Below are 21802 nucleotides of genomic sequence, written 5' to 3'. Positions count from 1 at the left end.
CTGATACGAAAGTATCTAGAAAGTGGAGAAATGATAAATGGGATTTTTATTAATACAGAAGAGGGATCTAAATAAATTAATTACTTAGATCCCTCTCGATTGGTTAGAAATAATTAACTATTAAAATTAACACTAAAATTTTAATAGTCTAATGAAGTCGAAATGGCCTTACTTGTTTTGGTAAAGTTGGAATACTTGGAGTATTGATTGAGGAGCTATTTACTTTTATAAGTGGAATAGTTATTATGAAGAATCATGTAAATATATTAACATGACTATTAGTAGCGACGAATTTTGGTAAGCCGTACAAAGGTCTTATAATATTGAACAGAGTATCTAGAACATTAGTATAAATGATACTTACCCATGTGTATCAGGATGCGGAATATTGAATTATTTAGACTTATATGTAGAAATATGAATATAATCTAGCTAGAGTACCTATGTTGTGAAATTATACTCTTATTTATATGATAGAATACTCCTTGTCGTCACAAACGAGTGCACGATAAACTAAGTGTTGATAACTATTTAATATGTTTTCAAATGAAAATAAGTTTTAAAAAGTTGTTGACAAAACAAGAAATACCTAGTAATATAGTAGAAGTCGTCACATGATGACAAAGCAAATTGGTCTTTGAAAATTAAACAGAGAAATAGGTAAAGATAGCGAAATAATATTTCGTTAAACCAGTTAATTACTTTAGTATAAAGTAAAATTTAGTCGTAAGACTAAAAGTATGTAATGAGCTTGCGTAACAACTTAACAGTTGTCGCAGATTAATCATTTCAACTAAAAAAGTGTAAACTTTTAAATTGAGAGTTTGATCCTGGCTCAGGACGAACGCTGGCGGCGTGCCTAACACATGCAAGTCGAGCGATGAAACCTTTCGGGGTGGATTAGCGGCGGACGGGTGAGTAACACGTGGGTAACCTGCCTCAAAGAGGGGAATAGCCTCCCGAAAGGGAGATTAATACCGCATAATATGTTTTGGTCGCATGATCGAAACATCAAAGGATTTTTCTTCGGAAAATTCCACTTTGAGATGGACCCGCGGCGCATTAGCTAGTTGGTGAGGTAACGGCTCACCAAGGCGACGATGCGTAGCCGACCTGAGAGGGTGATCGGCCACATTGGAACTGAGACACGGTCCAGACTCCTACGGGAGGCAGCAGTGGGGAATATTGCGCAATGGGGGAAACCCTGACGCAGCAACGCCGCGTGAATGATGAAGGCCTTCGGGTTGTAAAGTTCTGTCTTCTGGGACGATAATGACGGTACCAGAGGAGGAAGCCACGGCTAACTACGTGCCAGCAGCCGCGGTAATACGTAGGTGGCAAGCGTTGTCCGGATTTACTGGGCGTAAAGGATGCGTAGGCGGACATTTAAGTCAGATGTGAAATACCCGAGCTTAACTTGGGTGCTGCATTTGAAACTGGGTGTCTAGAGTGCAGGAGAGGTAAGTGGAATTCCTAGTGTAGCGGTGAAATGCGTAGAGATTAGGAAGAACACCAGTGGCGAAGGCGACTTACTGGACTGTAACTGACGCTGAGGCATGAAAGCGTGGGGAGCAAACAGGATTAGATACCCTGGTAGTCCACGCCGTAAACGATGAATACTAGGTGTCGGGGGTCGAACCTCGGTGCCGCCGTTAACACATTAAGTATTCCGCCTGGGGAGTACGATCGCAAGATTAAAACTCAAAGGAATTGACGGGGGCCCGCACAAGCAGCGGAGCATGTGGTTTAATTCGAAGCAACGCGAAGAACCTTACCTAGACTTGACATCCCCTGCATAACCCAGAGATGGGCGAAGTCCTTCGGGACAGGGTGACAGGTGGTGCATGGTTGTCGTCAGCTCGTGTCGTGAGATGTTGGGTTAAGTCCCGCAACGAGCGCAACCCTTATCATTAGTTGCTACCATTAAGTTGAGCACTCTAGTGAGACTGCCCGGGTTAACCGGGAGGAAGGTGGGGATGACGTCAAATCATCATGCCCCTTATGTCTAGGGCTACACACGTGCTACAATGGTGAGTACAAAGAGATGCAAGACCGCAAGGTGGAGCCAAACTCAAAAACTCATCCCAGTTCGGATTGTAGGCTGCAACTCGCCTACATGAAGCCGGAGTTGCTAGTAATCGCGAATCAGCATGTCGCGGTGAATACGTTCCCGGGCCTTGTACACACCGCCCGTCACACCATGAGAGTTGGTAACACCCGAAGTCCGTGAGGTAACCGTAAGGAGCCAGCGGCCGAAGGTGGGATTGATGATTGGGGTGAAGTCGTAACAAGGTAGCCGTAGGAGAACCTGCGGCTGGATCACCTCCTTTCTAGGGAGTAGATGTATTGACTTCGGTCGATGCAATAGAAGAATATTAATTTGTTCTTCAAAAATATCTATTGTAATTAATCGTACCTAGTTCTCTGTTTAATTTTGAGAGACTAATTTTATCTAACTCTTAGGAGTTAGATAATGAATAGTTTTTCTTAAAATGTTCTTTGAAAATTGCACAGTGAAAAAAGTTGTTTTAAAAAAATTAAAACTACGCAAGTAGTTTATAAATTAATTTAATACAATTTCGCAAAATTAATATAACCGTCTATGTAAATAGACAGAATCAAGGTCAAGCTACAAAGGGCGCATGGCGAATGCCTTGGCACTAGGAGCCGAAGAAGGACGCGTTAAGCTGCGATAAGCTTTGGGTAGGCGCAAATAGCCTGTGATCCAAAGATTTCCGAATGGGGGAACCCACATAGTAACAACTATGTACTGCATACTGAATAAATAGGTATGCAGAGGTAGACCCGGGGAACTGAAACATCTAAGTACCCGGAGGAAGAGAAAGAAACATCGATTTCCTAAGTAGCGGCGAGCGAAAGGGAAAGAGCCCAAACCCAGGTCTTTGATCTGGGGGTTGAGGATAGATCATAAATACTGCAATTCCTTAATTGAAGATAGCTGGAAAGCTGCTCCGCAGAAGGTAATAGGCCTGTAAATGAAAAGGAAAAACAGTCAGATCTAATCCAGAGTACCACGAGACACGTGAAACCTTGTGGGAAGCTGGGAGGACCACCTCCCAAGGCTAAATACTACCTAGTGACCGATAGTGAAGAAGTACCGTGAGGGAAAGGTGAAAAGAACCCCGGAAGGGGAGTGAAATAGAACCTGAAACCGTGTGCCTACAACCGGTCGAAGCACTTTATATGTGTGACGGCGTGCTTTTTGTAGAACGAGCCAACGAGTTACGATATGTAGCAAGGTTAAGTACTTAAGGTACGGAGCCGAAGGGAAACCAAGTCTGAATAGGGCGCATAGTTGCATGTCGTAGACCCGAAACCGGGTGACCTATCCATGGCCAGGATGAAGCGGAAGTAAAATTCCGTGGAGGTCCGAACCACGTTGGTGTTGAAAAACCATGGGATGAGCTGTGGATAGCGGAGAAATTCCAATCGAACTCGGAGATAGCTGGTTCTCCTCGAAATAGCTTTAGGGCTAGCGTCGATTAATTGAGTAATGGAGGTAGAGCACTGAATGGGCTAGGGGCTGACAACAGTTACTGAACCCTATCAAACTCCGAATGCCATATACTTTTATTTCGGCAGTCAGACTGCGAATGATAAGATCCGTAGTCAAAAGGGAAACAGCCCAGACCATCAGCTAAGGTCCCAAAGTGTAAGTTAAGTGGAAAAGGATGTGGGATTTCTAAGACAACTAGGATGTTGGCTCAGAAGCAGCCACTCATTTAAAGAGTGCGTAATAGCTCACTAGTCAAGAGATCCTGCGCCGAAGATGTCCGGGGCTAAAACTTACCACCGAAGCTATGGGTGTACACAATTGTGTACGCGGTAGAGGAGCTTTCTGTACTGGCTGAAGTCATACCGTAAGGAGTGGTGGACGGTACAGAAGTGAGAATGTTGGCATGAGTAGCGAGAGTTAAGTGAGAATCTTAACGGTCGAAAACCTAAGGTTTCCTGAGGAAGGCTCGTCCTCTCAGGGTTAGTCGGGACCTAAGCCGAGGCCGAAAGGCGTAGGTGATGGACAATCGGTTGATATTCCGATACCACCAATGGACGTTATTAGAAATGGGATGACGCAGGAGGATAAGATGTGCACACTATTGGATGTGTGTCTAAGCATTTAGGCGGAGCAAGCAGGCAAATCCGTTTGCTCTTAACGCTGAGATGTGATGGGGAAGGGAATTTATTCCTGAAGTATCTGATTCCACGCTGCCAAGAAAAGTCTCTATCGAGGATATTGGTGCCCGTACCGCAAACCGACACAGGTAGGTGAGGAGAGAATCCTAAGACCATCGGAAGAATTGTTGTTAAGGAACTCGGCAAATTGACCCCGTAACTTCGGGAGAAGGGGTGCCTACGTAAGTAGGTCGCAGAGAATAGGCCCAAGCAACTGTTTAGCAAAAACACAGGTCTCTGCTAAAGCGAAAGCTGATGTATAGGGGCTGACGCCTGCCCGGTGCTGGAAGGTTAAGGGGATTACTTAGCGCAAGCGAAGGTATGAACTTAAGCCCCAGTAAACGGCGGCCGTAACTATAACGGTCCTAAGGTAGCGAAATTCCTTGTCGGGTAAGTTCCGACCCGCACGAATGGCGTAATGATTTGGGCACTGTCTCAACAACACATCCGGCGAAATTGTAGTGCAAGTGAAGATGCTTGCTACCCGCGATTGGACGGAAAGACCCCGTAGAGCTTTACTGTAGCTTAGCATTGAATTTCGGTATTGTCTGTACAGGATAGGTGGGAGACTGAGAAACATGGGCGTCAGCCTGTGTGGAGTCATCCTTGGGATACCACCCTGACAGTACTGAGGTTCTAACTGGAGGCCATGAATCTGGTCACAGGACATTGTTAGGTGGGCAGTTTGACTGGGGCGGTCGCCTCCAAAAAAGTAACGGAGGCGCCCAAAGGTTCCCTCAGCGCGGTTGGAAATCGCGCGAAGAGTGCAAAGGCAGAAGGGAGCCTGACTGCGACACTTACAAGTGGAGCAGGGACGAAAGTCGGGCTTAGTGATCCGGTGGTACCTCGTGGGAGGGCCATCGCTCAACGGATAAAAGCTACCTCGGGGATAACAGGCTGATCTCCCCCAAGAGTCCACATCGACGGGGAGGTTTGGCACCTCGATGTCGGCTCGTCGCATCCTGGGGCTGAAGTAGGTCCCAAGGGTTGGGCTGTTCGCCCATTAAAGCGGCACGCGAGCTGGGTTCAGAACGTCGTGAGACAGTTCGGTCCCTATCCGTCGCGGGCGTAGGAAATTTGAAGGGAGCTGTCCTTAGTACGAGAGGACCGGGATGGACAAACCTCTGGTGCACCAGTTGTCACGCCAGTGGCATCGCTGGGTAGCTATGTTTGGAAGGGATAAACGCTGAAAGCATCTAAGCGTGAAGCCCACCCTGAGATGAGATTTCCCATAACTCGCACGTAAGTGCGATGTTAGTAAGACTCCTGGAAGACCACCAGGTTGATAGGTTAGAGGTGTAAGCATGGTAACATGTTCAGCTGACTAATACTAATAAGTCGAGGGCTTGACCTAAATATATAATTAAAAGTAATGCGATATACTTCTTTCGTAAGAAAGAAGCGAGGCTTTGAGCGTGAGCGAAAAGACTAATTCACTGTGCAATTTTCAGAGAATATTTATATTCTCAATCTGGTGATTATGGCATGAAGGTAACACCCGTTCCCATACCGAACACGAAGGTTAAGCTTCAATGCGCCGATGGTACTGCAGGGGTGACCTTGTGGAAGAGTAGGTTGTCGCCAGGTAAGAAAAAACCGCTAAGTTATACTTAGCGGTCAGGTTGTTTACAAACCCAGTATAATTTTTTTATTATACTGGGCTTTTTACATGCAATTATGCGATAGCATTTTGAGTTATGGATAAATGTAAAATAACAACTATCTTCTTAGTTAGAAAATCAAAAAACAGTAAAGATAGCAGGCTAGCTATCTTTTTCATATTCTGCACTGCTGCTGTAAGCAGACACTGCTCTTGCACATTTTCTAATCCACGCATATGGCAATAGCGAAGCCCATGCAGTTGTTTTGAATCTGCGAAGCTTCGCTCTATAGTTTCTTTTCTTCTTCTATATATATTTCTGCCTTTATCTGTTCTGGTGAACTTTACAACATCTTCTTTATACGTTTCCCAAACATGTCTTCTAATAGTTTTAAACTTGCTTTTTGCAGAAAAGCATTGAGCTCTATTTGGACATATCTCGCAATATTTTGCATTACCAACATATTCTTTATATCCTTCTCTTGTTGTCGTTTTATAATGTAAAGCCCTTAGGTCAGGGCATACGTAAATGTCCTGTTCTTTAAGATATTGGAATTTATTTTTTGTGTACATTCCTTTTGTATGTGGAGACCTACGGTATCCCATTACAGATTTTAATTCCCTCTCATATAGTTCTTTACATATAAGATTTGTAGCATAACCAGCATCTGCACCAACATATTTTGTATTAAAATTAAACTTTTTTATTTGCACATCTAATCTATCGATATAAGGATCAACATCATTTATGTTTCCAGGAGTAACATACACATCAGTAATTATATTATGTCTGCTATCGACAGTTCTGTGATCTAAATATGAGAAGCCTTCCGGCTTGCCATCTCTCATCATATATCCACTGTCAGGGTCGGTTGTGCTAACTTTAGTTTCTTTTATTTTGGTGACAGGTTCTTTTTCCTTTAAAGGTTTTTTACCATGGTTTATTCTATCTTCTTCCACTGCTTTATTAAGTTCAGCTACATATTCTTTCGGCGTTTTTTCAACTTCAATTTTCACAAGCTTTCGCTTATTAGCATTTGCTTTTAGGTGTGTAGAATCTGTGTAAAGTATTTTACCGGTTACCATCTTAAGATTTATAGCCTTAAATACTACTTCGTCAAATATTTTTTGAAACACATCTGTACCTTTAAATCGTCTACGCCTATTTTGGCTAAGTGTTGAATGATCTGGAATAGGATCAGTAAGACTTAGTCCTAGAAACCATCTATAAGCCACATTTACTTCAATGTCCTTTACAAGTTGTCGCTCAGATTTTACTCCAAATAAGTACCCAATAAACAGCATTTTAAAAAGTATAATAGGATCTACGCCAGGTCTTCCATTATCTAAGCAGTAATATTTTTTAGTCAGTTCTCTTATAAAAGAGAAATCCATGTATTTATCTATATTTCTCAGAATATGGTCTTTAGGAACTAAATCTTCTAAATACACCATTTCTAGTTTTTGTTGTGTGAAGTTCTTTTCATTAATCATAATAATGCCCTCCGAATTATAAAGTTTGTATCCTATATATATTCGACATTGATGTCCTAAAATCCTTTTTGAATATGAAAAAAACACTCCAATTTTAAATTAGAGTGTTTTACATTTTATGTTTGTCAACGGTCTGACCGCTAAGTTATACTTAGCGGTTTTTATTGTGCGCCCGGCATGGGCGCAATCTAATGGGTGAAAGTCCCTAGCACGGGTTAATAGTGCCAAGTGCATAGCTTAAGACAAGGGTGTCCATCGTGAGATGGAATCTGAAGGAAGTTGGCGGCCAAACTCCGGTCTGACGAACAGAAACTACATATAAGGCATATGCTTGTGGGTAAGTTTGCAATACAAAACGAAGCCCAAAACTATTCGAAACAAGTGGTGTAAATGTAGCAGATAGATGGAGTGAAAGATTGCGTTCTTACCCGGGGAGATCTGATAGGTAAGTTGTGGATATGAATTTAGAAATAACAACCCATACAGTGATGTATGGCTGAACTATCAGAAGTCAGCAGACGTCATAGTACCATGCAAAACGCGTTAGCGTGGGAAGGACTGAACAATAGGAGGTTTGGAATTTTGAAGGATACGAGAAAATATGATAAAAGCAGACAACTTCATAAAGAAGGCTCTCTACGAGAGAATAGAGTGGAACTCGAAGGTAATGTAGAAGTGCATAGTATTTCCTCTATGTCAGAAGAAGGAAGAAACGATGTGAATGAATATGATAATGGTTTACTCGAGCAGATATTATCGAGAGATAATATGAATAAAGCATATAAAAGAGTAAAAGCCAATAAAGGAAGTCATGGGATTGATGGTTTGACAGTAGATGAACTTCTACATTATCTAAAAGAGCATGGACAAGAATTAAGGCAATCATTATTAGAAAGTAGATATAGACCTCTAGCCGTAAGAAGGGTAGAAATACCAAAACCTGACGGTGGAATTAGGCTACTTGGAATACCTACTGTATTAGATAGAGTTATTCAACAAGCGATATCACAAACTCTAATACCAATATATGAAAAGAAATTTTCTGATAATAGTTACGGTTTTAGACCTTTAAGAAGTGGAAAACAAGCTGTTGAAAAATGTAGGGGATATATTAATGCTGGACATACATGGACGGTGAATATAGACCTTTCTAAATACTTTGATACGATAAATCATGATAAATTAATAAGGATACTATCGGAAGATATTAAAGATAGTAGAGTAATTTCTCTGATACGAAAGTATCTACAAAGTGGAGTGATGATAAATGGGGTATTTATGAATACAGAAGAAGGAGCACCTCAAGGCGGGCCTTTGTCCCCATTATTAAGTAACGTAATGTTACATGAACTCGATGTAGAACTAACAAAACGAGGACTAAACTTTTGTAGATATGCTGATGATGCGAATATATACGTCAAAAGTGAGAAATCAGCAAATAGAGTAATGAAGAGTATTACGAGATTTATTGAGGAAAAGTTAAAGCTTAGAGTGAATAAAGAAAAGAGTACAGTAGATAGACCTTGGAAACTTAAATTTTTAGGATTTTCATTTTACCGAGCAAAAGGTGAATACAGAATGAGAGTTCCTCAAAAACCTATAATCAAATTCAAAGCAAAGCTAAAAGAATTAACTTCAAGAAGTAATGCGATGAGCATGAAATATAGGTTTATGAAACTTAAGCAAGTGATAGTTGGATGGATAAATTATTTTGCTATTGCAGACATTAAAAGTATTCTTAAAACACTTGATGAATGGTTAAGGCGAAGAATTAGAATGTGTTTTTGGAAACAATGGAAAAAGATTAAAACAAAATATGGGAACCTTGTTAAATTAGGAATACCAAACAATAAAGCTTTGCAATATGCAAATACAAGGAAAGGCTATTGGAGAACATCCAATAGCCCTATATTAAACAAAACATTGACCAATAAATACCTTAAAAATATAGGATTAGTTTCTATATCTGAGACATATTTATTAAAACATTAATTTCTATTGAACCGCCGTGTACCGAACGGTATGCACGGTGGTGTGAGAGGTCGCTAAATAAATTAATTATTTAGCTCCTACTCGATTGTGTGCCTGAAATTGGCGCTTACTTGTCGGTGAAAGTCCGATGCGGGGGAATGGTACCAACCGTTAGATTAAGACAAGGGTGTCCACCGTGAGGTGGAATCTGGAGGAAGTCGGCAGCAAAACTCTAGATAGAGAATTGTAGGGGACATATTAATGCTGGATATACATGGGCAGTAGATGTCGACATCTCTAAACACTTTGATACGATAAATCATGATAAGTTAATAAGGATGCTATCGAAAGATATTAAAGATAGTAGAGTAATGTCTCTGATACGAAAGTATCTAGAAAGTGGAGAAATGATAAATGGGATTTTTATTAATACAGAAGAGGGATCTAAATAAATTAATTACTTAGATCCCTCTCGATTGGTTAGAAATAATTAACTATTAAAATTAACACTAAAATTTTAATAGTCTAATGAAGTCGAAATGGCCTTACTTGTTTTGGTAAAGTTGGAATACTTGGAGTATTGATTGAGGAGCTATTTACTTTTATAAGTGGAATAGTTATTATGAAGAATCATGTAAATATATTAACATGACTATTAGTAGCGACGAATTTTGGTAAGCCGTACAAAGGTCTTATAATATTGAACAGAGTATCTAGAACATTAGTATAAATGATACTTACCCATGTGTATCAGGATGCGGAATATTGAATTATTTAGACTTATATGTAGAAATATGAATATAATCTAGCTAGAGTACCTATGTTGTGAAATTATACTCTTATTTATATGATAGAATACTCCTTGTCGTCACAAACGAGTGCACGATAAACTAAGTGTTGATAACTATTTAATATGTTTTCAAATGAAAATAAGTTTTAAAAAGTTGTTGACAAAACAAGAAATACCTAGTAATATAGTAGAAGTCGTCACATGATGACAAAGTAAATTGGTCTTTGAAAATTAAACAGAGAAATAGGTAAAGATAGCGAAATAATATTTCGCTAAACCAGTTAATTACTTTAGTATAAAGTAAAATTTAGTCGTAAGACTAAAAGTATGTAATGAGCTTGCGTAACAACTTAACAGTTGTCGCAGATTAATCATTTCAACTAAAAAAGTGTAAACTTTTAAATTGAGAGTTTGATCCTGGCTCAGGACGAACGCTGGCGGCGTGCCTAACACATGCAAGTCGAGCGATGAAACCTTTCGGGGTGGATTAGCGGCGGACGGGTGAGTAACACGTGGGTAACCTGCCTCAAAGAGGGGAATAGCCTCCCGAAAGGGAGATTAATACCGCATAATATGTTTTGGTCGCATGATCGAAACATCAAAGGATTTTTCTTCGGAAAATTCCACTTTGAGATGGACCCGCGGCGCATTAGCTAGTTGGTGAGGTAACGGCTCACCAAGGCGACGATGCGTAGCCGACCTGAGAGGGTGATCGGCCACATTGGAACTGAGACACGGTCCAGACTCCTACGGGAGGCAGCAGTGGGGAATATTGCGCAATGGGGGAAACCCTGACGCAGCAACGCCGCGTGAATGATGAAGGCCTTCGGGTTGTAAAGTTCTGTCTTCTGGGACGATAATGACGGTACCAGAGGAGGAAGCCACGGCTAACTACGTGCCAGCAGCCGCGGTAATACGTAGGTGGCAAGCGTTGTCCGGATTTACTGGGCGTAAAGGATGCGTAGGCGGACATTTAAGTCAGATGTGAAATACCCGAGCTTAACTTGGGTGCTGCATTTGAAACTGGGTGTCTAGAGTGCAGGAGAGGTAAGTGGAATTCCTAGTGTAGCGGTGAAATGCGTAGAGATTAGGAAGAACACCAGTGGCGAAGGCGACTTACTGGACTGTAACTGACGCTGAGGCATGAAAGCGTGGGGAGCAAACAGGATTAGATACCCTGGTAGTCCACGCCGTAAACGATGAATACTAGGTGTCGGGGGTCGAACCTCGGTGCCGCCGTTAACACATTAAGTATTCCGCCTGGGGAGTACGATCGCAAGATTAAAACTCAAAGGAATTGACGGGGGCCCGCACAAGCAGCGGAGCATGTGGTTTAATTCGAAGCAACGCGAAGAACCTTACCTAGACTTGACATCCCCTGCATAACCCAGAGATGGGCGAAGTCCTTCGGGACAGGGTGACAGGTGGTGCATGGTTGTCGTCAGCTCGTGTCGTGAGATGTTGGGTTAAGTCCCGCAACGAGCGCAACCCTTATCATTAGTTGCTACCATTAAGTTGAGCACTCTAGTGAGACTGCCCGGGTTAACCGGGAGGAAGGTGGGGATGACGTCAAATCATCATGCCCCTTATGTCTAGGGCTACACACGTGCTACAATGGTGAGTACAAAGAGATGCAAGACCGCAAGGTGGAGCCAAACTCAAAAACTCATCCCAGTTCGGATTGTAGGCTGCAACTCGCCTACATGAAGCCGGAGTTGCTAGTAATCGCGAATCAGCATGTCGCGGTGAATACGTTCCCGGGCCTTGTACACACCGCCCGTCACACCATGAGAGTTGGTAACACCCGAAGTCCGTGAGGTAACCGTAAGGAGCCAGCGGCCGAAGGTGGGATTGATGATTGGGGTGAAGTCGTAACAAGGTAGCCGTAGGAGAACCTGCGGCTGGATCACCTCCTTTCTAGGGAGTAGATGTATTGACTTCGGTCGATGCAATAGAAGAATATTAATTTGTTCTTCAAAAATATCTATTGTAATTAATCGTACCTAGTTCTCTGTTTAATTTTGAGAGACTAATTTTATCTAACTCTTAGGAGTTAGATAATGAATAGTTTTTCTTAAAATGTTCTTTGAAAATTGCACAGTGAAAAAAGTTGTTTTAAAAAAATTAAAACTACGCAAGTAGTTTATAAATTAATTTAATACAATTTCGCAAAATTAATATAACCGTCTATGTAAATAGACAGAATCAAGGTCAAGCTACAAAGGGCGCATGGCGAATGCCTTGGCACTAGGAGCCGAAGAAGGACGCGTTAAGCTGCGATAAGCTTTGGGTAGGCGCAAATAGCCTGTGATCCAAAGATTTCCGAATGGGGGAACCCACATAGTAACAACTATGTACTGCATACTGAATAAATAGGTATGCAGAGGTAGACCCGGGGAACTGAAACATCTAAGTACCCGGAGGAAGAGAAAGAAACATCGATTTCCTAAGTAGCGGCGAGCGAAAGGGAAAGAGCCCAAACCCAGGTCTTTGATCTGGGGGTTGAGGATAGATCATAAATACTGCAATTCCTTAATTGAAGATAGCTGGAAAGCTGCTCCGCAGAAGGTAATAGGCCTGTAAATGAAAAGGAAAAACAGTCAGATCTAATCCAGAGTACCACGAGACACGTGAAACCTTGTGGGAAGCTGGGAGGACCACCTCCCAAGGCTAAATACTACCTAGTGACCGATAGTGAAGAAGTACCGTGAGGGAAAGGTGAAAAGAACCCCGGAAGGGGAGTGAAATAGAACCTGAAACCGTGTGCCTACAACCGGTCGAAGCACTTTATATGTGTGACGGCGTGCTTTTTGTAGAACGAGCCAACGAGTTACGATATGTAGCAAGGTTAAGTACTTAAGGTACGGAGCCGAAGGGAAACCAAGTCTGAATAGGGCGCATAGTTGCATGTCGTAGACCCGAAACCGGGTGACCTATCCATGGCCAGGATGAAGCGGAAGTAAAATTCCGTGGAGGTCCGAACCACGTTGGTGTTGAAAAACCATGGGATGAGCTGTGGATAGCGGAGAAATTCCAATCGAACTCGGAGATAGCTGGTTCTCCTCGAAATAGCTTTAGGGCTAGCGTCGATTAATTGAGTAATGGAGGTAGAGCACTGAATGGGCTAGGGGCTGACAACAGTTACTGAACCCTATCAAACTCCGAATGCCATATACTTTTATTTCGGCAGTCAGACTGCGAATGATAAGATCCGTAGTCAAAAGGGAAACAGCCCAGACCATCAGCTAAGGTCCCAAAGTGTAAGTTAAGTGGAAAAGGATGTGGGATTTCTAAGACAACTAGGATGTTGGCTCAGAAGCAGCCACTCATTTAAAGAGTGCGTAATAGCTCACTAGTCAAGAGATCCTGCGCCGAAGATGTCCGGGGCTAAAACTTACCACCGAAGCTATGGGTGTACACAATTGTGTACGCGGTAGAGGAGCTTTCTGTACTGGCTGAAGTCATACCGTAAGGAGTGGTGGACGGTACAGAAGTGAGAATGTTGGCATGAGTAGCGAGAGTTAAGTGAGAATCTTAACGGTCGAAAACCTAAGGTTTCCTGAGGAAGGCTCGTCCTCTCAGGGTTAGTCGGGACCTAAGCCGAGGCCGAAAGGCGTAGGTGATGGACAATCGGTTGATATTCCGATACCACCAATGGACGTTATTAGAAATGGGATGACGCAGGAGGATAAGATGTGCACACTATTGGATGTGTGTCTAAGCATTTAGGCGGAGCAAGCAGGCAAATCCGTTTGCTCTTAACGCTGAGATGTGATGGGGAAGGGAATTTATTCCCGAAGTATCTGATTCCACGCTGCCAAGAAAAGTCTCTATCGAGGATATTGGTGCCCGTACCGCAAACCGACACAGGTAGGTGAGGAGAGAATCCTAAGACCATCGGAAGAATTGTTGTTAAGGAACTCGGCAAATTGACCCCGTAACTTCGGGAGAAGGGGTGCCTACGTAAGTAGGTCGCAGAGAATAGGCCCAAGCAACTGTTTAGCAAAAACACAGGTCTCTGCTAAAGCGAAAGCTGATGTATAGGGGCTGACGCCTGCCCGGTGCTGGAAGGTTAAGGGGATTACTTAGCGCAAGCGAAGGTATGAACTTAAGCCCCAGTAAACGGCGGCCGTAACTATAACGGTCCTAAGGTAGCGAAATTCCTTGTCGGGTAAGTTCCGACCCGCACGAATGGCGTAATGATTTGGGCACTGTCTCAACAACACATCCGGCGAAATTGTAGTGCAAGTGAAGATGCTTGCTACCCGCGATTGGACGGAAAGACCCCGTAGAGCTTTACTGTAGCTTAGCATTGAATTTCGGTATTGTCTGTACAGGATAGGTGGGAGACTGAGAAACATGGGCGTCAGCCTGTGTGGAGTCATCCTTGGGATACCACCCTGACAGTACTGAGGTTCTAACTGGAGGCCATGAATCTGGTCACAGGACATTGTTAGGTGGGCAGTTTGACTGGGGCGGTCGCCTCCAAAAAAGTAACGGAGGCGCCCAAAGGTTCCCTCAGCGCGGTTGGAAATCGCGCGAAGAGTGCAAAGGCAGAAGGGAGCCTGACTGCGACACTTACAAGTGGAGCAGGGACGAAAGTCGGGCTTAGTGATCCGGTGGTACCTCGTGGGAGGGCCATCGCTCAACGGATAAAAGCTACCTCGGGGATAACAGGCTGATCTCCCCCAAGAGTCCACATCGACGGGGAGGTTTGGCACCTCGATGTCGGCTCGTCGCATCCTGGGGCTGAAGTAGGTCCCAAGGGTTGGGCTGTTCGCCCATTAAAGCGGCACGCGAGCTGGGTTCAGAACGTCGTGAGACAGTTCGGTCCCTATCCGTCGCGGGCGTAGGAAATTTGAAGGGAGCTGTCCTTAGTACGAGAGGACCGGGATGGACAAACCTCTGGTGCACCAGTTGTCACGCCAGTGGCATCGCTGGGTAGCTATGTTTGGAAGGGATAAACGCTGAAAGCATCTAAGCGTGAAGCCCACCCTGAGATGAGATTTCCCATAACTCGCACGTAAGTGCGATGTTAGTAAGACTCCTGGAAGACCACCAGGTTGATAGGTTAGAGGTGTAAGCATGGTAACATGTTCAGCTGACTAATACTAATAAGTCGAGGGCTTGACCTAAATAATTAGAAATAACGCGAAGCTTCGGACGTAAGGAAGAAGACTAATTCACTGTGCAATTTTCAGAGAATATTTATATTCTCAATCTGGTGATTATGGCATGAAGGTAACACCCGTTCCCATACCGAACACGAAGGTTAAGCTTCAATGCGCCGATGGTACTGCAGGGGTGACCTTGTGGAAGAGTAGGTTGTCGCCAGGTAAACATGGTTTACTAGCTCAGTTGGTAGAGCACATGACTTTTAATCATGGTGTCCGGGGTTCGATTCCCCGGTAAGCCACCAAAAAAGTACTTCTTTATGAAGTGCTTTTTTTATTTTTAAATAACATTTTATTGATTGTGTTTTTTCATTATTTTTATGGTATCATGATAATGAAGATATATAATTATAATAATTTTAAAGGAGAGTAATTATGGAGAATAAAGTTTTAGCTATAGTAAATGGAAGTAAAATAACTGAAAAAGATATAAAAAGATCATTATTAAGATTTCCACAGGAAACGCAAGAGCACTACAAAACAGAAGAAGGTAAAAAACAATTTTTAGATCAAATGATAAATTTTGAATTAATATATAATTATGCTCTTGATAATGATATGGAGAAAGATGCAGACTATATAGAACAAATGAAGTTGATAGAAAAAGATGTTTTAATACAAGCAGGCGTCAAAAATATAATGGCTGATTTAGATATAACAGAGGAAGAGATCCAAAAGTACTATAAAGATAACAGTCAAATGTTTAAAAGTGGCGAGACTGCATCAGCTAAACATATATTAGTAGATACCCTAGAGCAAATGCAAGAAATTAAAGTGGAAATAACTAATGGAATGTCTTTTGAGGAAGCCGCTAAAAAATATTCTAAATGTCCATCATCAGCGCAAGGTGGTAGTTTAGGTAGTTTTACTAGAGGTAGAATGGTTCCTGAATTTGAAAAAGTAGCTTTTGAACTACAGGTTGGTGAAATAAGTGAACCTGTTAAGACTCAATTTGGATATCATTTAATACAATTAGATGAGAAAAGTCTAGAAGATGTGAAATCCTTGGAAGAATCTAGGCCTATGATTTTGGAGAATATTTCACACCAAAAACAAAATGAAAAATATACAAGCGCCATAACGGAATTAAAAAACAAATATGATGTAGAAATAAAATAAAAGGTTATATCCATAGTTTTAACGGCATTTCAGAAGGAGACTTATACTCTCACTGATATAAGCGGGAGTATAAATCTCCTTCTGAAGTCGTTAATATTACAGGAGTTGTATTATGAGATTAATATAGGAATAACCATAGAGAGAGTAATAATCATAAAGAATAAATACAAACCATATATTATTAGATGTTTTTACTTACTAGTTACTATTGTTACTTCAAATGGAAAGAAAGAGATTTTTAAAATTAAAAATATAAAAATTTTAAATATCATATAAAAGTGTTGACAAAACAAGAAATACCTAGTAATATAGTAGAAGTCGTCACATGATGACAAAACAAATTGGTCTTTGAAAATTAAACAGAGAAATAGGTAAAGATAGCGAAATAATATTTCGCTAAACCAGTTAATTACTTTAGTATAAAGTAAAATTTAGTCGTAAGACTAAAAGTATGTAATGAGCTTGCGTAACAACTTAACAGTTGTCGCAGATTAATCATTTCAACTAAAAAAGTGTAAACTTTTAAATTGAGAGTTTGATCCTGGCTCAGGACGAACGCTGGCGGCGTGCCTAACACATGCAAGTCGAGCGATGAAACCTTTCGGGGTGGATTAGCGGCGGACGGGTGAGTAACACGTGGGTAACCTGCCTCAAAGAGGGGAATAGCCTCCCGAAAGGGAGATTAATACCGCATAATATGTTTTGGTCGCATGATCGAAACATCAAAGGATTTTTCTTCGGAAAATTCCACTTTGAGATGGACCCGCGGCGCATTAGCTAGTTGGTGAGGTAACGGCTCACCAAGGCGACGATGCGTAGCCGACCTGAGAGGGTGATCGGCCACATTGGAACTGAGACACGGTCCAGACTCCTACGGGAGGCAGCAGTGGGGAATATTGCGCAATGGGGGAAACCCTGACGCAGCAACGCCGCGTGAATGATGAAGGCCTTCGGGTTGTAAAGTTCTGTCTTCTGGGACGATAATGACGGTACCAGAGGAGGAAGCCACGGCTAACTACGTGCCAGCAGCCGCGGTAATACGTAGGTGGCAAGCGTTGTCCGGATTTACTGGGCGTAAAGGATGCGTAGGCGGACATTTAAGTCAGATGTGAAATACCCGAGCTTAACTTGGGTGCTGCATTTGAAACTGGGTGTCTAGAGTGCAGGAGAGGTAAGTGGAATTCCTAGTGTAGCGGTGAAATGCGTAGAGATTAGGAAGAACACCAGTGGCGAAGGCGACTTACTGGACTGTAACTGACGCTGAGGCATGAAAGCGTGGGGAGCAAACAGGATTAGATACCCTGGTAGTCCACGCCGTAAACGATGAATACTAGGTGTCGGGGGTCGAACCTCGGTGCCGCCGTTAACACATTAAGTATTCCGCCTGGGGAGTACGATCGCAAGATTAAAACTCAAAGGAATTGACGGGGGCCCGCACAAGCAGCGGAGCATGTGGTTTAATTCGAAGCAACGCGAAGAACCTTACCTAGACTTGACATCCCCTGCATAACCCAGAGATGGGCGAAGTCCTTCGGGACAGGGTGACAGGTGGTGCATGGTTGTCGTCAGCTCGTGTCGTGAGATGTTGGGTTAAGTCCCGCAACGAGCGCAACCCTTATCATTAGTTGCTACCATTAAGTTGAGCACTCTAGTGAGACTGCCCGGGTTAACCGGGAGGAAGGTGGGGATGACGTCAAATCATCATGCCCCTTATGTCTAGGGCTACACACGTGCTACAATGGTGAGTACAAAGAGATGCAAGACCGCAAGGTGGAGCCAAACTCAAAAACTCATCCCAGTTCGGATTGTAGGCTGCAACTCGCCTACATGAAGCCGGAGTTGCTAGTAATCGCGAATCAGCATGTCGCGGTGAATACGTTCCCGGGCCTTGTACACACCGCCCGTCACACCATGAGAGTTGGTAACACCCGAAGTCCGTGAGGTAACCGTAAGGAGCCAGCGGCCGAAGGTGGGATTGATGATTGGGGTGAAGTCGTAACAAGGTAGCCGTAGGAGAACCTGCGGCTGGATCACCTCCTTTCTAGGGAGTAGATGTATTGACTTCGGTCGATGCAATAGAAGAATATTAATTTGTTCTTCAAAAATATCTATTGTAATTAATCGCACCTAATTCTCTGTTTAATTTTGAGAGACTAATTTTAGTTAACTCTTAGGAGTTACTAATAAATAGTTTTTCTAATGGGGGTATAGCTCAGCTGGGAGAGCACCTGCCTTGCACGCAGGGGGTCAAGAGTTCGATTCTCTTTACCTCCACCATTAAATGGGCCTATAGCTCAGCTGGTTAGAGCGCACGCCTGATAAGCGTGAGGTCGATGGTTCGAGTCCATTTAGGCCCACCATTTATGTTCTTTGAAAATTGCACAGTGAAAAAAGTTGTTTTAAAAAAATTAAAACTACGCAAGTAGTTTATAAATTGATTTAATACAATTTCGCAAAATTAATATAACCGTCTATGTAAATAGACAGAATCAAGGTCAAGCTACAAAGGGCGCATGGCGAATGCCTTGGCACTAGGAGCCGAAGAAGGACGCGTTAAGCTGCGATAAGCTTTGGGTAGGCGCAAATAGCCTGTGATCCAAAGATTTCCGAATGGGGGAACCCACATAGTAACAACTATGTACTGCATACTGAATAAATAGGTATGCAGAGGTAGACCCGGGGAACTGAAACATCTAAGTACCCGGAGGAAGAGAAAGAAACATCGATTTCCTAAGTAGCGGCGAGCGAAAGGGAAAGAGCCCAAACCCAGGTCTTTGATCTGGGGGTTGAGGATAGATCATAAATACTGCAATTCCTTAATTGAAGATAGCTGGAAAGCTGCTCCGCAGAAGGTAATAGGCCTGTAAATGAAAAGGAAAAACAGTCAGATCTAATCCAGAGTACCACGAGACACGTGAAACCTTGTGGGAAGCTGGGAGGACCACCTCCCAAGGCTAAATACTACCTAGTGACCGATAGTGAAGAAGTACCGTGAGGGAAAGGTGAAAAGAACCCCGGAAGGGGAGTGAAATAGAACCTGAAACCGTGTGCCTACAACCGGTCGAAGCACTTTATATGTGTGACGGCGTGCTTTTTGTAGAACGAGCCAACGAGTTACGATATGTAGCAAGGTTAAGTACTTAAGGTACGGAGCCGAAGGGAAACCAAGTCTGAATAGGGCGCATAGTTGCATGTCGTAGACCCGAAACCGGGTGACCTATCCATGGCCAGGATGAAGCGGAAGTAAAATTCCGTGGAGGTCCGAACCACGTTGGTGTTGAAAAACCATGGGATGAGCTGTGGATAGCGGAGAAATTCCAATCGAACTCGGAGATAGCTGGTTCTCCTCGAAATAGCTTTAGGGCTAGCGTCGATTAATTGAGTAATGGAGGTAGAGCACTGAATGGGCTAGGGGCTGACAACAGTTACTGAACCCTATCAAACTCCGAATGCCATATACTTTTATTTCGGCAGTCAGACTGCGAATGATAAGATCCGTAGTCAAAAGGGAAACAGCCCAGACCATCAGCTAAGGTCCCAAAGTGTAAGTTAAGTGGAAAAGGATGTGGGATTTCTAAGACAACTAGGATGTTGGCTCAGAAGCAGCCACTCATTTAAAGAGTGCGTAATAGCTCACTAGTCAAGAGATCCTGCGCCGAAGATGTCCGGGGCTAAAACTTACCACCGAAGCTATGGGTGTACACAATTGTGTACGCGGTAGAGGAGCTTTCTGTACTGGCTGAAGTCATACCGTAAGGAGTGGTGGACGGTACAGAAGTGAGAATGTTGGCATGAGTAGCGAGAGTTAAGTGAGAATCTTAACGGTCGAAAACCTAAGGTTTCCTGAGGAAGGCTCGTCCTCTCAGGGTTAGTCGGGACCTAAGCCGAGGCCGAAAGGCGTAGGTGATGGACAATCGGTTGATATTCCGATACCACCAATGGACGTTATTAGAAATGGGATGACGCAGGAGGATAAGATGTGCACACTATTGGATGTGTGTCTAAGCATTTAGGCGGAGCAAGCAGGCAAATCCGTTTGCTCTTAACGCTGAGATGTGATGGGGAAGGGAATTTATTCCTGAAGTATCTGATTCCACGCTGCCAAGAAAAGTCTCTATCGAGGATATTGGTGCCCGTACCGCAAACCGACACAGGTAGGTGAGGAGAGAATCCTAAGACCATCGGAAGAATTGTTGTTAAGGAACTCGGCAAATTGACCCCGTAACTTCGGGAGAAGGGGTGCCTACGTAAGTAGGTCGCAGAGAATAGGCCCAAGCAACTGTTTAGCAAAAACACAGGTCTCTGCTAAAGCGAAAGCTGATGTATAGGGGCTGACGCCTGCCCGGTGCTGGAAGGTTAAGGGGATTACTTAGCGCAAGCGAAGGTATGAACTTAAGCCCCAGTAAACGGCGGCCGTAACTATAACGGTCCTAAGGTAGCGAAATTCCTTGTCGGGTAAGTTCCGACCCGCACGAATGGCGTAATGATTTGGGCACTGTCTCAACAACACATCCGGCGAAATTGTAGTGCAAGTGAAGATGCTTGCTACCCGCGATTGGACGGAAAGACCCCGTAGAGCTTTACTGTAGCTTAGCATTGAATTTCGGTATTGTCTGTACAGGATAGGTGGGAGACTGAGAAACATGGGCGTCAGCCTGTGTGGAGTCATCCTTGGGATACCACCCTGACAGTACTGAGGTTCTAACTGGAGGCCATGAATCTGGTCACAGGACATTGTTAGGTGGGCAGTTTGACTGGGGCGGTCGCCTCCAAAAAAGTAACGGAGGCGCCCAAAGGTTCCCTCAGCGCGGTTGGAAATCGCGCGAAGAGTGCAAAGGCAGAAGGGAGCCTGACTGCGACACTTACAAGTGGAGCAGGGACGAAAGTCGGGCTTAGTGATCCGGTGGTACCTCGTGGGAGGGCCATCGCTCAACGGATAAAAGCTACCTCGGGGATAACAGGCTGATCTCCCCCAAGAGTCCACATCGACGGGGAGGTTTGGCACCTCGATGTCGGCTCGTCGCATCCTGGGGCTGAAGTAGGTCCCAAGGGTTGGGCTGTTCGCCCATTAAAGCGGCACGCGAGCTGGGTTCAGAACGTCGTGAGACAGTTCGGTCCCTATCCGTCGCGGGCGTAGGAAATTTGAAGGGAGCTGTCCTTAGTACGAGAGGACCGGGATGGACAAACCTCTGGTGCACCAGTTGTCACGCCAGTGGCATCGCTGGGTAGCTATGTTTGGAAGGGATAAACGCTGAAAGCATCTAAGCGTGAAGCCCACCCTGAGATGAGATTTCCCATAACTCGCACGTAAGTGCGGTGTTAGTAAGACTCCTGGAAGACCACCAGGTTGATAGGTTAGAGGTGTAAGCATGGTAACATGTTCAGCTGACTAATACTAATAAGTCGAGGGCTTGACCTAAATAATTAGAAATAACGCGAAGCTTCGGACGTAAGGAAGAA

The 21802-nt window shown here is 43.6% G+C and carries 3 protein-coding genes, 3 tRNA genes and 8 rRNA genes; 13 read left to right on the top strand and 1 reads right to left on the bottom strand.

What is annotated here, in order from left to right:
* Nucleotides 1-812: 812 nt before the first annotated feature.
* From ACWJJ2_RS13155 to rrf (ACWJJ2_RS13145), 3 genes are all read left to right on the top strand, one after another.
* A 16S ribosomal RNA gene (locus tag ACWJJ2_RS13155) occupies nt 813-2330 on the top strand.
* Nucleotides 2331-2622: 292 nt separating this feature from the next.
* A 23S ribosomal RNA gene (locus tag ACWJJ2_RS13150) occupies nt 2623-5548 on the top strand.
* A 116-nt stretch (nt 5549-5664) separates the two neighbouring features.
* Nucleotides 5665-5781, top strand: a 5S ribosomal RNA gene (gene rrf / locus ACWJJ2_RS13145).
* Together the 16S, 23S and 5S rRNA genes form the textbook arrangement of a ribosomal RNA operon.
* A gap of 88 nt (nt 5782-5869) precedes the next feature.
* On the opposite strand, the gene ACWJJ2_RS13140 is transcribed toward rrf (ACWJJ2_RS13145), so the two are convergent.
* On the bottom strand, nt 5870-7288 hold the full coding sequence (locus tag ACWJJ2_RS13140; RefSeq protein ID WP_462953384.1) for an IS1182 family transposase: 1419 nt from the start codon (nt 7286-7288) through the stop codon (nt 5870-5872).
* A 582-nt stretch (nt 7289-7870) separates the two neighbouring features.
* On the opposite strand from ACWJJ2_RS13140, the gene ltrA reads away from it, so the two are divergent.
* From ltrA to ACWJJ2_RS13090, 10 genes are all read left to right on the top strand, one after another.
* On the top strand, nt 7871-9280 hold the full coding sequence (gene ltrA, locus ACWJJ2_RS13135; protein WP_462952630.1) for a group II intron reverse transcriptase/maturase: 1410 nt from the start codon (nt 7871-7873) through the stop codon (nt 9278-9280).
* A 1168-nt stretch (nt 9281-10448) separates the two neighbouring features.
* Nucleotides 10449-11966, top strand: a 16S ribosomal RNA gene (locus ACWJJ2_RS13130).
* A gap of 292 nt (nt 11967-12258) precedes the next feature.
* Nucleotides 12259-15184 (top strand): 23S ribosomal RNA (locus tag ACWJJ2_RS13125).
* Nucleotides 15185-15269: 85 nt separating this feature from the next.
* A 5S ribosomal RNA gene (gene rrf, locus ACWJJ2_RS13120) occupies nt 15270-15386 on the top strand.
* 6 nt (nt 15387-15392) lie between these two features.
* Nucleotides 15393-15468, top strand: a tRNA-Lys gene (locus ACWJJ2_RS13115).
* 130 nt (nt 15469-15598) lie between these two features.
* Entirely contained in the window at nt 15599-16342 is a 744-nt protein-coding gene (locus ACWJJ2_RS13110) for a peptidylprolyl isomerase (RefSeq protein WP_165415055.1), read from the top strand.
* A 523-nt stretch (nt 16343-16865) separates the two neighbouring features.
* Nucleotides 16866-18383, top strand: a 16S ribosomal RNA gene (locus ACWJJ2_RS13105).
* Between the two features lie 160 nt (nt 18384-18543).
* A tRNA-Ala gene (locus tag ACWJJ2_RS13100) sits at nt 18544-18619 on the top strand.
* 6 nt (nt 18620-18625) lie between these two features.
* Nucleotides 18626-18702: transfer RNA gene (locus tag ACWJJ2_RS13095), tRNA-Ile, on the top strand.
* A gap of 133 nt (nt 18703-18835) precedes the next feature.
* A 23S ribosomal RNA gene (locus ACWJJ2_RS13090) occupies nt 18836-21761 on the top strand.
* Nucleotides 21762-21802 lie beyond the last annotated feature (41 nt).

The sequence above is a fragment of the Clostridium sp. CM039 genome (genome assembly GCF_055081075.1).
The sequence above is the reverse complement of the archived record's forward strand: the minus strand, read 5'-3'. Positions and strand labels throughout refer to the sequence as shown.

Excerpts from the sequence above, each read along its gene's own strand:
- ACWJJ2_RS13110 (WP_165415055.1), top strand. The coding sequence starts at position 15,599 with ATGGAGAATAAAGTTTTAGCTATAGTAAATGGAAGTAAAATAACTGAA.
- ACWJJ2_RS13140 (WP_462953384.1), bottom strand. The coding sequence starts at position 7,288 with ATGATTAATGAAAAGAACTTCACACAACAAAAACTAGAAATGGTGTAT.